The following is an 18662-nucleotide window of genomic DNA, read 5'->3' as shown; positions in this document are numbered from 1 at the left end:
AAGCGTTAAATCCATAATCTAGAATTAAGTAAAAATAGATTATGGATTTAGTTTTTTGTGAATTAAATTTTAATAAAACAACCTGATTGTTTTGCGCTAATTAAAAGAAAAAAATTATATTACACTGTAATTTAAGAAACCAAAATAGTCCCTATTTATTATAACCATTTTTCTCCTTGTTATTGAGTAAATCTTTTTTAATAAGTTGGATTTCTTAATCAATAAATTTCATTTTTCCTATATAATGTAATTTAGCCAATGAGTTATTTGCGCTGTGTTTTCATAAATCTGAAAGTTTTCAGGATTATTCTTGTTTATGCTTTCTTGTTTTTTGGATTCATTGCGAATGCACAAATGTCTTATAAACGAGAAAATTTAGATAGTCTTCTTAATTTGAATCAAAAACAAGTTAGTTTAGATTCTGCTAAATTAGAAATAACTAATAAAATTTTACAGCAATACATTGGAACTAAAAATTTCGAAAAAGCTGAAGATTACTTAGATAAAGTAGTTTCTTTAGCTTATAAACTTAATCTTCGAGTATTTGCAGGCACGGCTTATCGCAGAATGGCTCGCCTTTATCATGGACATACAAATTATATAAAGGCAGAAGACAATTACCTAAAAGCAATAAATGTATTCTCATTAGCGGATGAACAAGACCGTGCGGCAGGTGTGTACTTAGATTTAGGTGCATTATATAATGCTATACCCGATTATGCAAAATCTTTAGAAGCCAATCAAAAAGCCGTATCAATTTACCTGAAGAGCAATCATCAAGAGGAATTGGGGAGCTGTTATGTAAATATTTCAGAAATTTATCAAGATTTGGAGCAGCATAAAAAGGCGCTGGAGTATTTAAGAATGGCATTGAAAATTTTTAATTCGGAAGGTGAAATTTCAAGAGGTGCGGCAGTTGTTTATATGGGAATAGGCTTAGCTTACTTCAATTCAAATCCTTCTGAATTGATTACAATGGATATTTTGCCAACTCAAAAGCTAAAAGTGGCATTAGATAATTTAAATAAAGCTTTAAAAATTGCAGAAGAGGCTAAAGTTGAAGAAGACTTGATTGGTGCTATAAAAATGAATTTAGGGATGATTTATGAGCGAATGGGCCAAACAGATTTGGCACTGAAATCTTATTTAACATCAATTGAAATAAATAAGAATTCTGATGATAGAAGAGTGCATGCAGAAAGCCTTCTGGCATTAGGTAAATTTTATAATAATCAAAAAAATTATACGAATGCTGTTAAATTCTCAACGGAAGCACTAAATATTGCTCAAGCTAATAAATTAAAAGATATTGAAAGGGATGCAAATTTACTGCTAAGCGAATGTTATGATAAGTTGAGGAAATATGATGAATCTTTAGCTTTTTATAAACGATATGTTATTGTAAAGGATGAAATATTTAATGCTGAAAAGGAAAAGGAAATAACAAGAAGACAAATGCAATTGGATTTTGCGGTAAAAGAAAAAGATTATCAGTTAAAGCAGCAGGTAACAAATGCAGTTTTGCAACAGCAGTTTTTATTTGCAAAACAACAACATCAGAAATTAATTTTAAGACAACAACAGCTGGATTTAAGTGATAAAGAGAAAATGTTGCAGCGATTAAAATTTCTTCAGAAACAGAAAGATTTAGAAAATGAAAAGATAACACAAAACAGCAATTTCGAGCGTTCAAAGCTTTTGTCGAAATACGAAGCCGTAAAAAGAGAGAAACAAATTACAAAGCAAGATCAGCAAATTAAGTATGATGGAAAAGTAAAGATATTTCTTTTAGTGGCTTTTGCACTGGTTTTATTTACTGCAGGCCTGATATATTTTAATCAAAGAAAAACAACTAGGCTTAATAAAATTATAAACAAGCAAAAGCGAGAATTAGAGCAATTAAGCAGGGTTAAAGATAGAATTTTTAGTGTTGTAAGTCATGATATGCGAACGCCAGTAAATTCTCTTATTTCATTTATGCAACTATTGGAGGGAGGGAATATTGAGCAGGCAAAATTAAATCGTTATGCAGGTTCGCTAAAAAATAGTTTAACTTATACTTCATCAATGATGGAGAATCTTTTAAATTGGGCTGCAAGCCAAATGCAGGGTTTTAATCCATATTTAGAATCTTTGAACATATCTGTTCTAATTGAAGATGTTGTTAACTCATTGAAAAGTACATCCGATTTAAAGCATGTTACTATCGAAAATAACATACCCGAAAATACTATTTGTAAGGTTGATTCAAACATGTTTTCTTTAGTTTTAAGAAATCTGATCAGCAATTCTATAAAGTTTACACCTGAAGAAGGAGTGATTGTATTAACCGCAGAGTATAATGCCGAAGAACTGAAGGTTAAAGTAAGTGATACAGGTGTTGGGATGTCTGAAGAACTAGTGAATCATTTTAATAAATCAGAATATCAGGGCGCAGGAGTAAGTACACTTGGAACAAATAAAGAAAAAGGTACAGGATTAGGCTTGCTACTGTGTAGAACTTTTATGGCCTTGATGGACAGCAGAATAACAGTATCATCAAAGAAAAATGGAGGAAGTACTTTTATTTTATGGTTTAAGAAAACTTAATCTTTTACTTTTTAAATCTCGATAATGTTTTCTTATCAATAATAGTATCTAAAAGTTCTTGTCTGTTTGTAGAGCTTATAGGTACCATAAAATTATTTGTTAGGTGAACTTCATGAGCGGTTACCGTAGATATATGATCTACATTGATGATATATTGCTTGTGAACTCTTGAGAAAGAATTTGGAAGTTGTTTTTCTAAATTTTTTAATCCAACTAAAATAATGTGCTTATCATCTTTGGTGTAAATTTTAGAAAAATCTCCCATGCTTTCTATATAAATTACATCACTATAGTTGAGTTTCGTTATGCCTTTCGTTTCCCTGAAAAAGAAATAATCATCTGATAATTTTGGAATATTCTCCGCAGAATTATACATTAATTTTTTTAGTTCAAGGTATTCTATCGCCTTATTTGTGCCCTTTAACAAACGCTCAAATGTTGCAGGTTTAACAACAAAATCTAAAGCATCTAAATCAAAACTTTCTGCGGCATACTGGCTGTAAGAAGTAATAAAAATAAAGATAGGTTTGTTTTTTAAAGTTTTAAGAAGTGCCATTCCTGATAATTCCGGCATGTCTATATCAGAAAAAACTATATCTACAGCATTGTTTGCCAAAAAATTTGCTGCTTCAACACCATCCGAACAAATGGCAACAATTTTAAGTGAGGATATTTTTTTAATATGCATTTCAATTGCATCACGATCTATTTCGTTATCATCTACAATTAAACAGCTATATATCATTTAGGAATTGATTTTTAAAATAAAATAATACAGGAAATAAAGGTAATGGTTTAGGTAGCTAAAAAGTTATTTTTAATCATTTAGTATGCTAAATTTAAAATTTTTAGCATTCAAGATTACTGTTTTTTGTGCTTTTTTTTAACTGTAAACAGTTTTTCACCAGCCTTAATTCCTATTTGAAGGTCATTTTCTTCTGGCGGAACAGGGTAACGATAGCCATCGCTGTAAGCACAGTATGGATTGTAAGCTTTATTAAAATCGACTTCAATTTTATTATCTGTAATAGCTTTCGAACTTAAATCTATATATCTGCCGCCTCCGTAAGTTTCTTTGTTGTTGGTTTCATCGGTAAAAGGGAGGAAAAGTAAATCTTTGTATTTAGGATTATGGGCTAATGCTATACTTTTGTACAAAGTCATTTGTGCATTTTTTCCATTTAAAATGAAATTGATTTTCGCATAGCGTGTGAATTCTTTGCTGGTCCCATCGTAAGTTGGCATTTTGAAAACCTTTTCGTTTTTTAAAACTTCAATATCGGCTAAAATATTATAAGTGCTATCTGCATCAAAGAAATGAAGATTTTTCAAGTCATCTTCCTTCAGAGGTGAATTCGATTCCTTTAAAAAATCGTTTTTATAGTTTTCGCGATGTTTGGTAATTTGCTCTGAATAAGATTGAGCAAAAGAATTAAAGCGGATGAAAAGGAATAGGATAGTTATGATTTTCATATTTTGTTTCATTACAAATTAAAATGGCTTTAATTCTGAGGCACGAAGCAATCTTTCTTACAAAATAGATTGTTTCATTCCTCGCAATTACGATTTTTAAACCACAGTAACTTTATTTCTCAAAAATTGGTCGGCTAAAACCAAAGCGGCCATTGCCTCAACAATAACAACTGCTCTAGGAACTACACATGGGTCGTGGCGACCTTTGCCTTTAATTTCTGAAGCCTCACCAGCAGCATTTATCGTTTGTTGATTATGCATAATCGTAGCCACTGGTTTGAAGGCTACTTTGAAAGTAATATCCATACCGTTTGAAATACCGCCTAAAATACCACCGGCGTGATTTGTAACCGTTATAAAGCCCTTTCCATCTGGGGAAGGGTTTGGGATGGGGCGATCATTGTGTTGAGACCCCCTTAATTCACTACCTGCAAAACCAGAGCCATATTCAAAACCATGAACTGCATTGATGCTTAACATTGCTTTACCTAAATCAGCATGTAATTTATCAAAAACAGGTTCGCCTAAACCAGCCGGACAACCTTTAATTACACACCCAATTTTGCCGCCAACGGTATCACCATCTTTTCTAATAGAGTCGATAAATTCAATCATTTCCTGCGCAGTTGCCGGGTCGGCACAGCGAACAATATTTTCTTCTCTTATATTAAGCAAAGCTGACAAGTTATTACTTTCTAAATTTGGTGCTTCAATAGTTCCAACTGAAGTTACATGAGCAAAAATTTCGATGCCTTGTTGTTTTAAAAATAATTTGGCAATTGCGCCTGCAGCTACACGAGCAGCTGTTTCACGGGCAGATGAACGTCCGCCACCACGATGATCGCGAATGCCATATTTTGCATCGTAAACATAATCGGCATGGCTTGGGCGGTACACATCAACATTATGACCGTAATCTTTAGAACGTTGGTCTTCATTTGGAATCAATAACGCAATGGGCGTTCCTGTACTTTTTCCCTCAAAGATGCCAGACAGAATTTGAACGGTATCACTCTCTTTTCTTTGTGTAGTAATTTTCGATTGACCCGGTTTACGTTTATCCAATTCGGATTGAATAAAATCCATGTCGATATCCAATTGCGCCGGACAGCCATCAATAATTACCCCAATGGCTACACCATGAGATTCGCCAAAGGTGGTTATGCGAAATAGTTGTCCGAATGAGTTGCCTGCCATTTTTTAATTATTGAATGATTGAATTTTGAATGGATTTTAATGCCCATTTTTGATACTTGATACTCGCTTCTTGATACTTGCTACTCGATACTCACTACTTGCTACTTGCTACTCGATTCTTGATACTTGCTACTCGATACTCGCTACTTGATACTAACATCAAATCCTGCCTTCTTCAAATCCTCCCAAAAATAAGGATAAGATTTCTCTACGACCTGCATTTCTTCGATTTCCACTTCATTGATTAATAATGCAAGCGGAGCAAAAGCCATAGCCATGCGATGATCCTCGTAAGTGGCGATGGTAATTTTTTCAGGGAAATGAAGTTCGTTGGTATTCAGCGTGTAAACTAAATTATTTTCAGTTAAAGTAACACCAATTTTAGCCAATTCGTTTTGTAATGCCGCAATGCGGTTAGTCTCTTTTATTTTCAGGGTTTCAAGGCCAGTGAAAGACATGTTTTTACCTAATGCAGCTGCAACAACAACAATGGTTTGCGCCAAATCAGGACATGTTTTTAAATCTAAAACCTGGTCAGTTTCTAATGATAAACCTAAGTTACTGATTGAAATTCCGGTTTCTGTTTTACTTGTTGCGATGCCAAAAATCTTCATTATTTTCTGGATTTGACTATCACCTTGTAAGCTTTTTTCTTTTAAAGCAGGAAGACTGATCTCAGCCTCATCAGCCAAAGCTGCAATGCTATACCAATAAGATGCTGCACTCCAATCAGGCTCTACAACAAGCGTTCCGGGTTTAAAAGTTTGCGGTTTAATCGAAATCGAATTTTCATTCCACGAATGTTCAATGCCAACTTCAGCAAGCATATCTAAAGTCATATTTACATATGGCTTAGACGTTAATTCGCCCTCAATTTCCAAAGTTAAACCTTTTGGAAGCGTTGGTGCAATCATCAACAAAGCTGAAATATATTGACTACTGACATCACCTTTTATTTTGATACGCGATGTTTTTTGATTTAACGGGCCATTAATGGTAAGTGGGGGGAAACCCTCATTTTCTGTATAAGAAATATCTGCACCAATAGTTTTCAAAGCCTCGGCCAAAATTCCAATCGGGCGTTGTTTCATCCGTTCGGTACCGGTTAATAAGAAGTTTCCGTTTTTGGCAGAAAGATATGCAGAAAGGAAACGCATAGCTGTTCCTGCTGGGCCAACATCTACAGTTTTCGACTCTTGTATTTCTACTTCCAATTCTTCTTCCAAATTATTAAGGATACCGTTAAGTGTTACCGTATCTGCAGCATTGGATAAGTTTTCTACCTTAACTAATTTATTACTTAAAGCGCTAATAATCAAAGCTCTGTTGCATTCACTTTTAGAGCCGGTTAATTGGATTTCCGTATTAATATTCTTGGTTCCTTTAAAAGAAACTAAGGCATTTTTTGACATTTATAGCCTCTCCCTAACCCTCTCCTGAGGAGAGGGAACTTAAATAGTTTGTGAAAATTTATTATAAATTAAAGGTTTAAAGCAAATGGTTTTACCCCCCCAGCCTTAAACCTTTAAACCTTCTGCCTTATTTTGCAACTTCAGTATGTTGCTCTGCAGCAATTCCTTTTTCAGCTTTGCCAGCATTCATGATTTCAGTTTGTTTACGTATAGATTCGCCGTGCATTAATTCTAAGAATTTCTCCGTGAAGTTTAAATCCAGTTTTAAAGCCTTTGCAAAAGCATGACCTTTTTTGATGATGGCATCCCAACGGTTAACCTGCAAAATCGTGACCTGATTATCGCGTTTAAATTCGCCGATTTTTTCAACAATAGCCATACGTTCCGCTAATTTCTGTAATAAAATATCATCAATCTTATCAATAGAAGAACGTAAATCAGCCAATTTATCAACAAAAGCTTCGTTAGTAGATTCCGGTTCGCGAACCGTTAAACGGTCAACCAATTCTGCCAAAGCAGCTGGTGTAACTTGTTGTTTCGCATCTGTCCATGCCACTGATGGGTCAACGTGAGATTCAATCATTAAGCCTTGCATATCTAAATCCAATGCTTTTTGAGAGATGTAAGGGATTAATTCACGGTTACCACAAATATGACTTGGGTCGTTGATGATTGGCAATTCAGGACATAAAGTTTTCAATTGAATGGCCAATTCCCACATTGGTTCGTTACGGAAAGAACTTTTCTCGAATGATGAGAAACCACGGTGAATTGCACCAATTTTAGTAATACCAGCACCGTTGATGCGTTCGATAGCACCAATCCATAATTGTAAATCAGGGTTTACCGGGTTTTTAATTAATACCGGAACATCATGACCTTTTAAAGCATCAGCAATTTCCTGAACTGTGAATGGGTTTACGGTAGAACGTGCACCAATCCAAAGGATATCTACACCTGCAGCTAAAGCCTCTTCAACGTGTTTTGCGTTTGCAACTTCAACTGCCGTTGGTAAACCAGTTTCTGCCTTAGCACGTTTTAACCACTCTAAACCAATACTTCCGATACCTTCGAATTCTCCCGGACGAGTACGTGGTTTCCAGATACCAGCTCTTAAAACTGATACTTTACCAGTTGCAGCCAATAAATGTGCTGTAGTTAATAATTGCTCTTCAGTTTCTGCACTGCATGGTCCAGAGATAATTAATGGTTCGTTATTAACGTTTAACCAAGTGTTTAAAGGTTGGATGTTTAAATTAAGTTTCATGATATTGGGTTATTTTAGTCCGAATTCCGATGTCGGATTCCGAAGTTATATTTTGATTTTAAATTATTTACTTTTTTGTATTTGTCTTCGGACTCCTGACTGAGGACTTCCAATTTCTTTATACTTTATCGTTCTTCTGGTATTCTCCAAGGATATTAAAGTTTGAAGTATACTTTAATGCCTTTCTGATTGCCTTATCATACTTTTCTGTGCTTGGCCATTCTAAATCGACATAAAAGTAATATTCGTTTCTTTTGCCTAACACCGGCATAGATTGTATTTTTGTTAAGCTTACTTCTTGTTCGGCAAAGATGTTTAACACGGTTGCCAAAGAACCTGCTTTATGGCCCACCTGAAAACAAATTGATGCTTTATTTATTTTTTTTCCCTCATCTGTTTTATCTTTTTTCAGGATAAGGAAGCGAGTGTAATTTTTTTTATTGGACTCCACTCTGCGCTCTAAAATATTCAAGCCATAAAGTTCTGCGGCTAAAGTATTTGCGATGGCCATGGTGTCTGTCAGTTTTTCATCCTGGATACGCTTTGCACAAGCTGCAGTATCGTTACTCTCTACAATTTTAATGTGCGGATAATCGTAAAAGAAATCGATGCATTGGCGGATAGCAATAGGGTGGGAGGTTACCGTTTTAATCTCTTCAAACTTTACACCTGGCAATGCCATGAGGTGCAATTGAATTGCTAAATAAACTTCTCCAACAACCGAAAAGCCATAATCGCGAATCAATGTATAATTCGGTAGTAAGCTGCCTGCGATGGAATTTTCGATGGCCATTATGACGAAGTCGGCCTCGTTTTTTTCTAGCTTATCGCAGGTTTCTTTAAATGAGTTGCACTCTATAGTTTCGATGTTTTTACCAAAGAATTTGTAGGCTGCTTCCTCATGAAAAGATGCTTTAATACCTTGAATTGCTACTCGTTTTGTCGTTTCCATTTTTGCTTAAAACAAAAAAGTCCCGGCTGTTTGCCGGGACTTTTTTATACATTTTAATATTGTTATCTATCTTTTTGCATATTAGTCCCTGCTCTTACTAAAATAGTAAAAGTAACCAAAGTAATATGTATTGAATAATTTCATTTTTCTTTTTGAATGAGCCAAATGTAATAACAAAATTTAATTTGTCAATAGGAAAATGAAATTATTTTTAATAAAATTTAATTTTCTTTGATTTAGGCTGTTTTGATGATGAGTATAAAAGGTTTGAATGGGGGTTAACAGTAGGTGTTGAAATGTGCGATTAAATCGCTTTTCTGTTGTGCACTCGTTAGAAACGAGCGCAAGCAACATTGGTCTAGATCAAAAATGAGAATTAAATTTTCATCTGGGTTTTCGTAGCACAGTTTTTAAATTTGTAAACCTGATAGCAACGGAAATACTTTTTGTTGCAGGTATTTAAAGGTTCTTACTGACATTGCCAAAAAGATTGAAGTGTACTGCAGGGTAGGTTTAGCCAAAGGAACAGAACCATTCGTTTTCAAAAAAAAACAATTAAACAAAAAACGGCCTGTAAAATACAGACCATCCCTTTTATCCTGTTGAGCTTAAATCTCTTTGTGGCTCGTTAATGTCTTTAACTTTTTTGCTATCCTTGGTTTGCTTTTCCAGTTCTTCGGCATCATGCAATTCTTGTTGCATAATTTTAGCAATTTTTGTGCTGCCATCATGGCTCCAACCAGGAGGATTAAGGATGTATTTCACCTTATCCATAAATGTCGGTGCTTTTTTAACATCGGCAGTTAAGGATATAAATTCGTGAAAAATAATATTTACGGGGCCAGTGTCTTTCGGTTGGGTGGTTAAGCCATATTTAATTACATCCTCAGGTAATTCAGCCTGGAAAGTGCCAAACCATCTATCCCAAAGGATTAAAACCATGCCCATATTTTTATCTAAATAGCGCACATTGCTGGCGTGATGAACGCGGTGGTGTGATGGTGTTACGAAAACATATTCGTACCATTTCGGGAAATTGATTTGGTATTGCGTATGAACCAGGTTACCGTATATCTGTGTTACCAGGTATGCAAAAAGGATATCCATTGCGGTAAAACCCATAAATGCCAATGGTAAATAGAAGAATACGCGGTACAAAGGCTCAAAAACGGTTGAACGGAAACCCGTGGTTAAATTAAAATGCTCTGATGAGTGGTGTGTAACATGCATTGCCCAGAAAAAGCGTACATAATGACCAACTGTATGCAGAAACCAATATAAGAAATCTTGCGCCAAAATTAAAACCGTCCAGTAAATCCAAATGTTTGAGATCTGGAACAAACGGAACTGGTAGCAATATTCTAATAAAAAGAATGTCGCCGTTTTCATGCCAAGGTTAATTACAATCGCCGAAACCATTAAGTAAATATTGGTCCAGGTGTCGCGTTTTGTATATAATTTCCTGTCGTGGGCGTAGCTGAAATACATTTCAACCAAAGTTAAAACGATTACAAAGCCAAATAATGCACCAACAGAAATATCACTTCCGGTGTACTTCATTTTATAAACTGTTATAATAATCCAAACTGCTTAAAATATCAGCTGTGCTTACACGGCAGTTAAACGTGCATTTGCCCGTGGTTTCTAGTAAAGAGAATAAAATGTTGCCATCTTCGTTCTTTTTGTCGCTTTTCATTAACTCCAAAAGCGTCTCGAAACTATCTTTATTAATATGGTATTTAGGGTATAATGATAAAATATAATCGCTGATATCTTTCAATTCTTCTTTTGTTAATCCGCTGTTTTTGATGGATAAAGCGGCCTCGCAAATAAAACCAATAGCAATTGCTTCACCATGAGTTAATGGATTTTCATCATTAGCTAAAGAGTAACTTTCTACTGCATGACCAATTGTATGACCGAAATTTAAAATCTTTCTCAGATTTTTTTCATGCAGGTCTATGGTTACCACTTCATTCTTAATTTCAACTGAACGGTAAATATCATTAGCCGATGGCGTTAAATAATCCGTCGTTTTTAATTTCTCGTAGTAAGCCTTGTCGTAAATTAAACCATGCTTAATCATTTCGGCAAAGCCTGATAAAAGTTCACGCTGTGGCAAAGTTTTTAAGAATTCTGTCTCAATAAAAACCATTTGAGGCATGGTAAAAGTACCGACCATATTTTTAACGTTATCGATATCGATACCTGTTTTGCCACCAACCGAAGCATCAACCTGCGAAAGTAGGGTAGTGGGGATATTAATGAAATCGATGCCGCGTTTGTATGTAGAGGCAATAAAACCACCCATGTCGGTAATTACGCCACCACCTAAATTTATCATTAAGCTTTTACGGTCGGCCTCAAAATCCAAAAGGGTTTTCCAGATGCCAATACAAAAATCGATATTTTTATTTTCTTCGCCTGCTGAGGTTTCAATCAAATCGAAATCAGCAAAATCATCCAATAAGGATTGAAAAACAGGTAAACATATTTCACTTGTATGTTCATCAGCAAGGATAAATACTTTGCTGTATTTGTTGCTTTTTAAAAGAGTTTTGAGTTCTGCTAATCCACTTTCGAAATAGAGAGAATGCCCAGCGCTGGTTAAAGTTTCCATTAAATTACTTCTATTTTATCTTGTCCAAAAGTGATAATGTCGCCAACCCTTACTTTATATCGTTTACGAAACTCTATTTCGCCATTGCATTTTACCAGCCCATCCATTACGGCGGCTTGAGCGTCGCCACCGGTACCAACCAGCCCCGTTGCTTTGAGCAGCTGGATTAATGGAATAAATTCTCCTTCTAATTTAAATTGTATCATTTTGGTGCAAAAATACGATTATTTTAACCGTTTTTAATTTCAACAACCAATGCTTTTTATAATTTTGCATCTATCTGACTTATTTTATATCATACAATGGATTTATCCCCCAATAAACAACCCAATTTCGATAATACAGAAATAGCTTTCCGTCAAAAAACAAATGGCGAATTAAAAAAGACTTTTTGGCTTTTTAAGATGATTGGTAGTAATTTTTTAACTAAAGTTGGGCCAGCAATAACTAATTTTTTTTTAAATGTTGGCTTGCCGATTCAGGGTGCAATAAAAGCAACAATTTTCCAGCAATTTTGTGGTGGCGAAACCATTTTAGAGTGCGACAAAGCGATTGTCCAATTGGCTAAAGGCAATGTTGGTACTATTTTAGATTATTCTGTAGAAGGTGAAGAAGAAGAAATCGTTTTTGATGAAACCTGCCAAGAAATTATTCGTACCATTCTTCGTGCTGATGGCGACATTAACATTCCGATTACGGTTTTTAAAATTACCGGGATTGGCCGTTTTGCGCTTTTAGAAAAATTAGATGCTAAACAAACTTTAACTGCCAATGAGCAAGCCGAATTTGATAAAGTAAAACTGCGTTGCGAAATGATTTGCAGAACGGCTTTCGAAAAAGCTGTGCCAATTATGATTGATGCCGAAGAAACCTGGATACAGAATACGATTGATGACTTGGCTTTAGATATGATGAGTAAATTTAATAAAGAGCGAATCATCGTTTACAATACTTATCAAATGTATCGCCATGATAAACTGGCCGACATGAAAGCCGACCACTTAATTGCCAAAGCAGCTGGATTTATTTTAGGGGTGAAAATGGTTCGCGGTGCTTATATGGAAAAGGAACGTAAACGTGCCGCTGAAATGGGTTATCCATCGCCTATTCAGAAAGATAAAGAATCATCAGACAAGGATTACAACGAATCTTTACGCTATTGTGTAGATCATATTGAAGAGATTGCAATTGTTTGCGGAACGCACAATGAAGAAAGCAGTCGATTGTTAACTTATCTATTAGATGAGAAAAAAGTGGCTCATAATCATCCTCATGTTTACTTCGCACAGCTTTTAGGTATGAGCGATAACCTAAGTTTCAACCTTGCAGATGCTAACTACAATGTTGCAAAATATGTTCCTTATGGGCCAATTAAAGCGGTAATGCCATATTTGTTTAGGCGGGCTCAAGAGAATACTTCGGTAGCTGGGCAAACAGGCAGGGAGTTGGGTTTGATTGAAAGGGAGTTGAAGAGAAGGAAAGTATAGTTGTTAAAAGACTTTCTTTGGAATTGTCACTGTTTTTGAAAATGATCATTCTGTAGTTCTTCTGATGCTGTAGTCCCGCTTTACATTACAAGCCCAATAAAATATTGGGGCTTTTCATTGCAATCGCGTTTAAAAAACTCAATTCAGTATGATAAACGTAGTCTGCAAAAACTATAAAACTTCATTCTTTTTTCCATGTCAAAAATTTTTATAGAGTATTACAAATTCTCTTCATAGCAGTTAAGAAGGCAGACCTCAACAAACCATAGTATTAAAACCATAAATGAACGGCTTAGTCCTATTGAATACAAATAAAGATAAAATATTTATGAAAAATTCAGGGTGATGACCGCTAATAAATATGTACAAAATACAATGATGAATCATACATTACTTCTTTGCCACAAATCCCTGCTTACCTGTTAGTAAATCATAGAAAAGAATAAAATCACTGGCAAAGCTATAACCTGGATATTTAAAAGTTGCGGGTTTGTTCTTCTCAAAAAAGAAATGACCAAACCAGGCAAAACCATAACCTAATATGGGCATGGCAATGAAAAACCGCCATTCGTGAAATAAAAATCCTGTAAAAAATGCCAGTGTAACTAAGCCGGTGCCTATAAAATGAAGAATTCGGGAAGTAGTATTGGTATGTTCTGTTAAATAGTAAGGATAAAATTCCTTAAGCGATTTAAATTCTTTATCTGGCATAATTTAAATTTACAGAATTCCGTTTGTTTTTAAAAAGGCTTCCAGTTGAGCTGGTTTTTCTGTCATTAATAACGTATTTAACCCAACTTTTTTTGCACCTTCAATGTGCTGTAAACTATCATCAATAAACAAAGTTTCGGCAGGATTTAGCTTATTATCCTTTAAAACCTGTTCGAAAATATTAATATTAGGTTTACGCAATTTCATATGTTGCGAAAAGTATGCTTTCTCAAAATAATTGTCGTAATTATTAATCTGAAAAGTTGTTTTTAAGTAATTAATAATCCAATCGTAGTGGATTTCGTTATTATTACTTAGTAAAAATGTGCGGTATTTTTCTTTTACTTTTAAAAGTAAATCGTGATTTTCCTGGATGGTTCCAATCAATAAACTATTCCAAGCATCATCAATTTGTTTATCTGTAAGTTCTGGTTTGTTCGCAGCAGTTCTTATTCCTTCTCTAAATTCTGCTGGAGAAATTGCTCCAGTTTCTAAATCGTCAAATAATTGATTATGTGCTTTATGTGCGAAGAAATTTTCTACATCAGTTACACCTAGTTTTTGAAATGAAGCTTGCGCTATTCTGAAATCTATATCGAAAATTACGTTGCCGTAATCAAAAATTATATTTTTAATGTTTTGCATCAGTCTATTTTTTTGCAAATATCTTTAATAAAATGGTTACTAAAAGCTTTAGCAGATATTTTTAATTTTTCTGATTTCAATTTGCTTATTGTTATTCAGCATAAAAATAAATAACCAAAACTCATCATTATCGGTTATTACAATTTTATTTACAGTTCCATCAATGCCTTTACCATCAGAAATATGGTCATTAACATTAATTTCCAATAAATTAGATGTAGGTGTATTCTTATCAAGAATTGTTAACATGAGGTAAAGATAAACATTAGATAAAAAATGTTATCCCTTATCTGCTTTTTCACTGCTGAATAAAGTAAAGAATTTAAGAATTGCCGGTACACCAACCGAAAGAATTGTTAAATATTTAATTACTGTTGAATATGCTTCCTGTTGAGATGCGAACAGAAACGCAAGTACCGCCACAATTAAGATAATTAATGGCGTTTTTAAGTTATTCCAGTTTCCATTATCTTTTATTTGTTTCCTGATTTTAATTGCTTCTGAATTGCCGATAGCCGTAAGTATAAAATTTCTAAATCCTTTATTAAACAATCTCATAACACCATCATCTTTGGTAATTATACCTTTACTAATTAACAATGTTAAATTATAATCATCATAAGGGTTTACAAGCCCGTCTTCTGCAAGGTCGTAAAGTAGAAATTTTTCTTCTTTAGTTAATGACTGCCAAACGTACATATAAAAGTAATGGGAGGTAATTTGCATTTTAAAAGCAAAAGAATCGCCATCAAGAACAGGCAATTCTTCTTTAGAAATCGTTTTTATTTTATCAATAACAGGTTGCTGCATTTTCTTTAAAAAATGACCGCTTTGCGTTTCCATTTTAATAATTCTTTCCCACAAAGGCATTTTAGTATCTATTTCAAACTTTTCGGTTTCCAACTTTTCTATTACAATTTTAAAGTGACCTAGCAAAACATGCCATCTTTCCAAATCATGTTCAGGCAGCCTTTTATCTTCCTCCTTATACATTTCTTGTTGATTAAGGGAATCTAAAAAGTTAACAGGATGTACAGTTGATATTATAACAATCTTGCTTTTGTTTCTTTGCAACAGCGCTTCCATAAAGTTAAGTTTCGCCGCATTAGTAGCCGAATTTTTTATATCATATTCAAAGTGATTTACGATTACAAGCTCATAGTTTTTGTTGAGCGCAAAATCTTGCATATTAAGCCAATCCTTATCTGTTTTAGCTTCTTCAGCACTTTCAGGTATCAAAATCATATCAGCTATAAACACGTTATTATTTTGCGGATTAACCTCATCTAAGACCAAAACGGCATCATTTTTACCTGTAATTTTTTTCTCCAGAATAAGTCTTTTAAACTTGCTTAGCTTTCCTGAGCCGGGAGAGCCAATGATGAATAGCAACCCATTTAGTTTGCTGTTTGTTAGCAAAAGATTATCGATTTCTTTCCAACCTTGTGTTAATGGAAGGTTAAGTGCGAATAGCTTTCTAAATATGTTATGTAATACAATGCCAAAAACAGATAATGCTGAAACAAAAAGAATCCAGTAAATAGCACCTAAATACCACTTATTGTTATTTTGAGTTGTTGGAGTAACATATTGCAGTTTTGCAGAATTAAGTTCTAAAAAATTGCCGTTTGGTAATTGATGAAAGCTTTTAGTCATCCCTGATTCAAAAAGACCTGAAAAGAGCATAAAATTCTCTGTAGAATTTGGATTATACTCATCAACATCAGGCAGTTGTTTGGTTGTATAATTTGTTAAATATTTAAACAAGATAGCAGTATTTCTATCCTCATTAGTTACTATAAGGTTCGGGATTTCTTTTGAAATTTGAATGTTTTTAACCCAAACACTATCAACATAAATATCATTGAATTTTAGTTTTTTATTTGTTGATGGATATTTTGCTAAAAGCTCTTTTACGAATTGCAAATGCCTGTAGCGGCTAGTCATTTTAAGTTCGTAATTATAGGAAGCAGTAAAAAATAACATTACAGGCAATCCACTGGTTATGATTAACCGGGTAAAAATCATAAATGAATAGCTGCTACTGAAGTTCCAGCGAATGTTTGATGCAATTTTCCATTCTTTTATATGATTAAAAGCATTTTCAGAAACATTTAAAAATATAAATACTATAACCATTAAAATGATTTCGAAAACAAAGAATTTATAAGGGTTAATTACGATTTTTGCAAAAATATTTATAACAATGATAAATATGATAAGTGCAACATTTGCATCTCTTTTAAGCTTAAATTTTTCTGTAATCTTTCGTAAATAACTTTTTGAATAGTTGTAATTTAAAAATAAAGTAACCGAAGTAGAAGAAATAAAAAGTATAAATAGAAATTGGAGAAAAGAGGTGAAATTATAGAAAATTATAAGCAGGATAATGTTTATGATATTATAAACAATGGCAAGATTATATTGATGAGAAAAGTTCTTGTTTGGGCCAATCCACGATACATCGAAATAATGCTTTTTAAAAAATGAAGTTTTTTGAGAGATACTGAAAACGGCAAGAATTTGAATTATAAGAATTAAGAAAAAACCGAAAAGCATAACGAAACTAAAACTGAAAACATTTATATCGCGAATGTTTTTGTAATCCTTATCCTCAAAAATAACAATTTGGTATGGGAGGTTTTTTATCGATTTAACGGTTGCATAATATTCTTTACCCGAATATTGGGTGTAAAAAAAGGCATCACCATGTGTTAATATCGTGGTTTTTAATTGATCTTTTTCAGAAAATTCATTTAATAAATTTTCATTTAAATTTTTCGAAGCATCTGAATGATATAAAACTTTACCCTTACTATCAATTATGCAGTAAAGAAATCCTGAAGGTAAAATTGGCTTGTTTAAGCATTTAAAATTGAAAGACATTGCCGTAACAGGTGTACCTTTATTTATAGATGGTTTTGAAATTACGGAGGTAAATGATCCTGTAGTCCATGATATAACCTGATCAAGATAGTATGGCTGTTTATTTGGCTTTGGTAAAAAATATGAATTCTTATTTTGAAGATTTGTAAAATAACTTCGGTTTTCAAAATTTCCGGGCGGTGCAATGTTTGCTGCTGCCGACCAGTTATTCGATTCGATACCATTCTTCTTTAGCCAAAAAACCTGATTAATATCTATTCCCCTTGTAATTGAGTCAATTTTATCGGCAAAAATTTCAACCGAATTTAATGTGTCAGGATTTTTAGTCTTATAGTTTATATTTTTATCGCTGAAGTTAATAAATGCTGCTGCTGCTTTATTATTGCTTCTTACCTGATCAAGTCTTGTTAGTAGTTTATAAGCAGAATTTACTTCTGTAGTGAATGATTTCTCTAACTGGCTGCTTAAATTTTTACCAATGAGTTGAGAACCATTTTCACCTGGCCTTAGCAAAACATTATATTTAAAAAAGGCAAAAAATAGTAATGACATTAGTAACATAGAAACCGCGAAAGAAAATAATCCGTCGGCAACAGTGAGCCTATCCTGACTTCCCATTTGATATAATTTTATCCATGGTAAAGCCAAAATAGTGGCTATGGCTAATGTCAAAAGTAAGAGCACTACATTTTCTTGAAGTTTGTTTTTCTCATGCTGATAATTTTGATCTTTAAGCAAACCAGCAATTGTTAAAACTGAATCGGCATTAAGGCTAAGCTGTTGAGAGAATAATTTGTATTGTGTTCCACTGAGTTCAATGTTTTTTACCTGGCCACCAGCAAAAGCACTTTTATCAGTTTTTAATGAATCTGTTGTAATGTTTGTTATACCGCTGGGGAAAGTTTGATAAACAATTTTATTCGATTTTAAGAGAATGTATTCGCTGTAAATATCACGCGGTAAAAGCGGATCGATAAATTGATTTATACTGTATTTTAGTCCGATTTGATTACCTTTTTTTTTGAGGTAAATAATCAATTCTTGCTTATTAAAATCGATACTACAAATGCTATCTATGGTATTATCTGAAGAATCTTTAACAACGTTTATAGGTAATAACGTAAAATTTTGCTGCGGATAATTTCTAATATAAGTATTTAATCTTTTGCGGTTATACTGTGGATTATTGCTTTCATAAGTAATTAAAAGGTTGTTTAAAAGTGCTACGGAGTTATCAATTTTAGCATGAACGTTGGTTTCAATATTCTGCAAACACCTAAATCGCTGCTCTTCTAAATTCCTTTGATTATTTGGAATGTACATGAAAAAGTAAATTCCTCCCAGTAAAAGAACGAAAAGCAGCGTAAACATAACAACGCCCTGGTTTCTGCTAAATGTGAAAAGTTTTGACATATTGCTAACA

General features: G+C 33.7%; 15 protein-coding genes. 2 read left to right on the top strand and 13 right to left on the bottom strand.

The window, feature by feature from the left end; genetic code table 11:
- The first annotated feature begins 258 nt into the window (after positions 1-258).
- Positions 259-2589: an ATP-binding protein gene (locus IEV50_RS06840; protein WP_188412498.1), complete on the top strand. Its 2331-nt coding sequence runs from the start codon at positions 259-261 to the stop codon at positions 2587-2589.
- Between the two features lie 4 nt (positions 2590-2593).
- Here the strand turns inward: IEV50_RS06840 and IEV50_RS06835 are convergent, their stop codons facing one another.
- The 9 genes from IEV50_RS06835 to IEV50_RS06795 all read right to left on the bottom strand — a co-directional run bounded on the left by IEV50_RS06835 (position 2594) and on the right by IEV50_RS06795 (position 11716).
- The gene (locus tag IEV50_RS06835; protein ID WP_188412497.1) at positions 2594-3334 is read right to left on the bottom strand and encodes a LytR/AlgR family response regulator transcription factor; all 741 of its coding nucleotides are present in this window, start codon (positions 3332-3334) and stop codon (positions 2594-2596) included.
- 116 nt (positions 3335-3450) lie between these two features.
- Entirely contained in the window at positions 3451-4062 is a 612-nt protein-coding gene (locus IEV50_RS06830) for a DUF1684 domain-containing protein (RefSeq protein WP_188412496.1), read from the bottom strand.
- 96 nt (positions 4063-4158) lie between these two features.
- Complete coding sequence (gene aroC / locus IEV50_RS06825) at positions 4159-5259, bottom strand: chorismate synthase (RefSeq protein ID WP_188412495.1); 1101 nt, start codon at positions 5257-5259, stop codon at positions 4159-4161.
- A gap of 143 nt (positions 5260-5402) precedes the next feature.
- The gene (gene aroA / locus IEV50_RS06820) at positions 5403-6671 is read right to left on the bottom strand and encodes a 3-phosphoshikimate 1-carboxyvinyltransferase (RefSeq protein ID WP_188412494.1); all 1269 of its coding nucleotides are present in this window, start codon (positions 6669-6671) and stop codon (positions 5403-5405) included.
- A gap of 127 nt (positions 6672-6798) precedes the next feature.
- On the bottom strand, positions 6799-7938 hold the full coding sequence (locus IEV50_RS06815; protein WP_188412493.1) for a chorismate mutase: 1140 nt from the start codon (positions 7936-7938) through the stop codon (positions 6799-6801).
- Between the two features lie 118 nt (positions 7939-8056).
- Positions 8057-8890 carry a prephenate dehydratase gene (locus IEV50_RS06810; protein WP_188412492.1) on the bottom strand — a complete coding sequence of 278 codons (834 nt, stop codon included), beginning with the start codon at positions 8888-8890 and terminating at the stop codon, positions 8057-8059.
- 594 nt (positions 8891-9484) lie between these two features.
- Entirely contained in the window at positions 9485-10450 is a 966-nt protein-coding gene (locus IEV50_RS06805; protein ID WP_188412491.1) for a sterol desaturase family protein, read from the bottom strand.
- A 1-nt stretch (position 10451) separates the two neighbouring features.
- Positions 10452-11510, bottom strand: a complete 1059-nt coding sequence (gene aroB, locus IEV50_RS06800; RefSeq protein ID WP_188412490.1) for a 3-dehydroquinate synthase — start codon at positions 11508-11510, stop codon at positions 10452-10454.
- Positions 11510-11716, bottom strand: a complete 207-nt coding sequence (locus IEV50_RS06795) for an RNA-binding S4 domain-containing protein (protein ID WP_188412489.1) — start codon at positions 11714-11716, stop codon at positions 11510-11512. Before IEV50_RS06795 ends, aroB begins: the two co-directional genes overlap by 1 nt.
- A 96-nt stretch (positions 11717-11812) precedes the next feature.
- Between IEV50_RS06795 and IEV50_RS06790 the strand changes: the two genes are divergently transcribed.
- Entirely contained in the window at positions 11813-12997 is a 1185-nt protein-coding gene (locus IEV50_RS06790; protein WP_188412488.1) for a proline dehydrogenase family protein, read from the top strand.
- A gap of 390 nt (positions 12998-13387) precedes the next feature.
- Here the strand turns inward: IEV50_RS06790 and IEV50_RS06785 are convergent, their stop codons facing one another.
- Genes IEV50_RS06785 through IEV50_RS06770 form a run of 4 tightly spaced genes read right to left on the bottom strand, consistent with a single transcriptional unit; the run spans position 13388 to position 18652 of the window.
- On the bottom strand, positions 13388-13708 hold the full coding sequence (locus tag IEV50_RS06785) for an Mpo1-like protein (RefSeq protein WP_188412487.1): 321 nt from the start codon (positions 13706-13708) through the stop codon (positions 13388-13390).
- Positions 13709-13717: 9 nt separating this feature from the next.
- Positions 13718-14353: an HAD family hydrolase gene (locus IEV50_RS06780; protein ID WP_188412486.1), complete on the bottom strand. Its 636-nt coding sequence runs from the start codon at positions 14351-14353 to the stop codon at positions 13718-13720.
- Between the two features lie 48 nt (positions 14354-14401).
- A complete protein-coding gene (locus tag IEV50_RS06775) occupies positions 14402-14602 on the bottom strand; it encodes a hypothetical protein (protein ID WP_188412485.1) in 201 nt (66 codons plus the stop codon).
- A 30-nt stretch (positions 14603-14632) separates the two neighbouring features.
- Positions 14633-18652: a PDC sensor domain-containing protein gene (locus tag IEV50_RS06770; protein ID WP_188412484.1), complete on the bottom strand. Its 4020-nt coding sequence runs from the start codon at positions 18650-18652 to the stop codon at positions 14633-14635.
- Positions 18653-18662 lie beyond the last annotated feature (10 nt).

This window comes from Pedobacter mendelii (assembly GCF_014635725.1).
Classification (GTDB): domain Bacteria; phylum Bacteroidota; class Bacteroidia; order Sphingobacteriales; family Sphingobacteriaceae; genus Pedobacter; species Pedobacter mendelii.
Note: the sequence above shows the minus strand (reverse complement) of the source record. Positions and strands in the feature narration are given on the sequence as shown.

Excerpts from the sequence above, each read along its gene's own strand:
- IEV50_RS06840 (WP_188412498.1), top strand. The coding sequence starts at position 259 with ATGAGTTATTTGCGCTGTGTTTTCATAAATCTGAAAGTTTTCAGGATT.
- IEV50_RS06835 (WP_188412497.1), bottom strand. The coding sequence starts at position 3,334 with ATGATATATAGCTGTTTAATTGTAGATGATAACGAAATAGATCGTGAT.
- IEV50_RS06830 (WP_188412496.1), bottom strand. The coding sequence starts at position 4,062 with ATGAAAATCATAACTATCCTATTCCTTTTCATCCGCTTTAATTCTTTT.
- aroC (WP_188412495.1), bottom strand. The coding sequence starts at position 5,259 with ATGGCAGGCAACTCATTCGGACAACTATTTCGCATAACCACCTTTGGC.
- aroA (WP_188412494.1), bottom strand. The coding sequence starts at position 6,671 with ATGTCAAAAAATGCCTTAGTTTCTTTTAAAGGAACCAAGAATATTAAT.
- IEV50_RS06815 (WP_188412493.1), bottom strand. The coding sequence starts at position 7,938 with ATGAAACTTAATTTAAACATCCAACCTTTAAACACTTGGTTAAACGTT.
- IEV50_RS06810 (WP_188412492.1), bottom strand. The coding sequence starts at position 8,890 with ATGGAAACGACAAAACGAGTAGCAATTCAAGGTATTAAAGCATCTTTT.
- IEV50_RS06805 (WP_188412491.1), bottom strand. The coding sequence starts at position 10,450 with ATGAAGTACACCGGAAGTGATATTTCTGTTGGTGCATTATTTGGCTTT.
- aroB (WP_188412490.1), bottom strand. The coding sequence starts at position 11,510 with ATGGAAACTTTAACCAGCGCTGGGCATTCTCTCTATTTCGAAAGTGGA.
- IEV50_RS06795 (WP_188412489.1), bottom strand. The coding sequence starts at position 11,716 with ATGATACAATTTAAATTAGAAGGAGAATTTATTCCATTAATCCAGCTG.
- IEV50_RS06790 (WP_188412488.1), top strand. The coding sequence starts at position 11,813 with ATGGATTTATCCCCCAATAAACAACCCAATTTCGATAATACAGAAATA.
- IEV50_RS06785 (WP_188412487.1), bottom strand. The coding sequence starts at position 13,708 with ATGCCAGATAAAGAATTTAAATCGCTTAAGGAATTTTATCCTTACTAT.
- IEV50_RS06780 (WP_188412486.1), bottom strand. The coding sequence starts at position 14,353 with ATGCAAAACATTAAAAATATAATTTTTGATTACGGCAACGTAATTTTC.
- IEV50_RS06775 (WP_188412485.1), bottom strand. The coding sequence starts at position 14,602 with ATGTTAACAATTCTTGATAAGAATACACCTACATCTAATTTATTGGAA.
- IEV50_RS06770 (WP_188412484.1), bottom strand. The coding sequence starts at position 18,652 with ATGTCAAAACTTTTCACATTTAGCAGAAACCAGGGCGTTGTTATGTTT.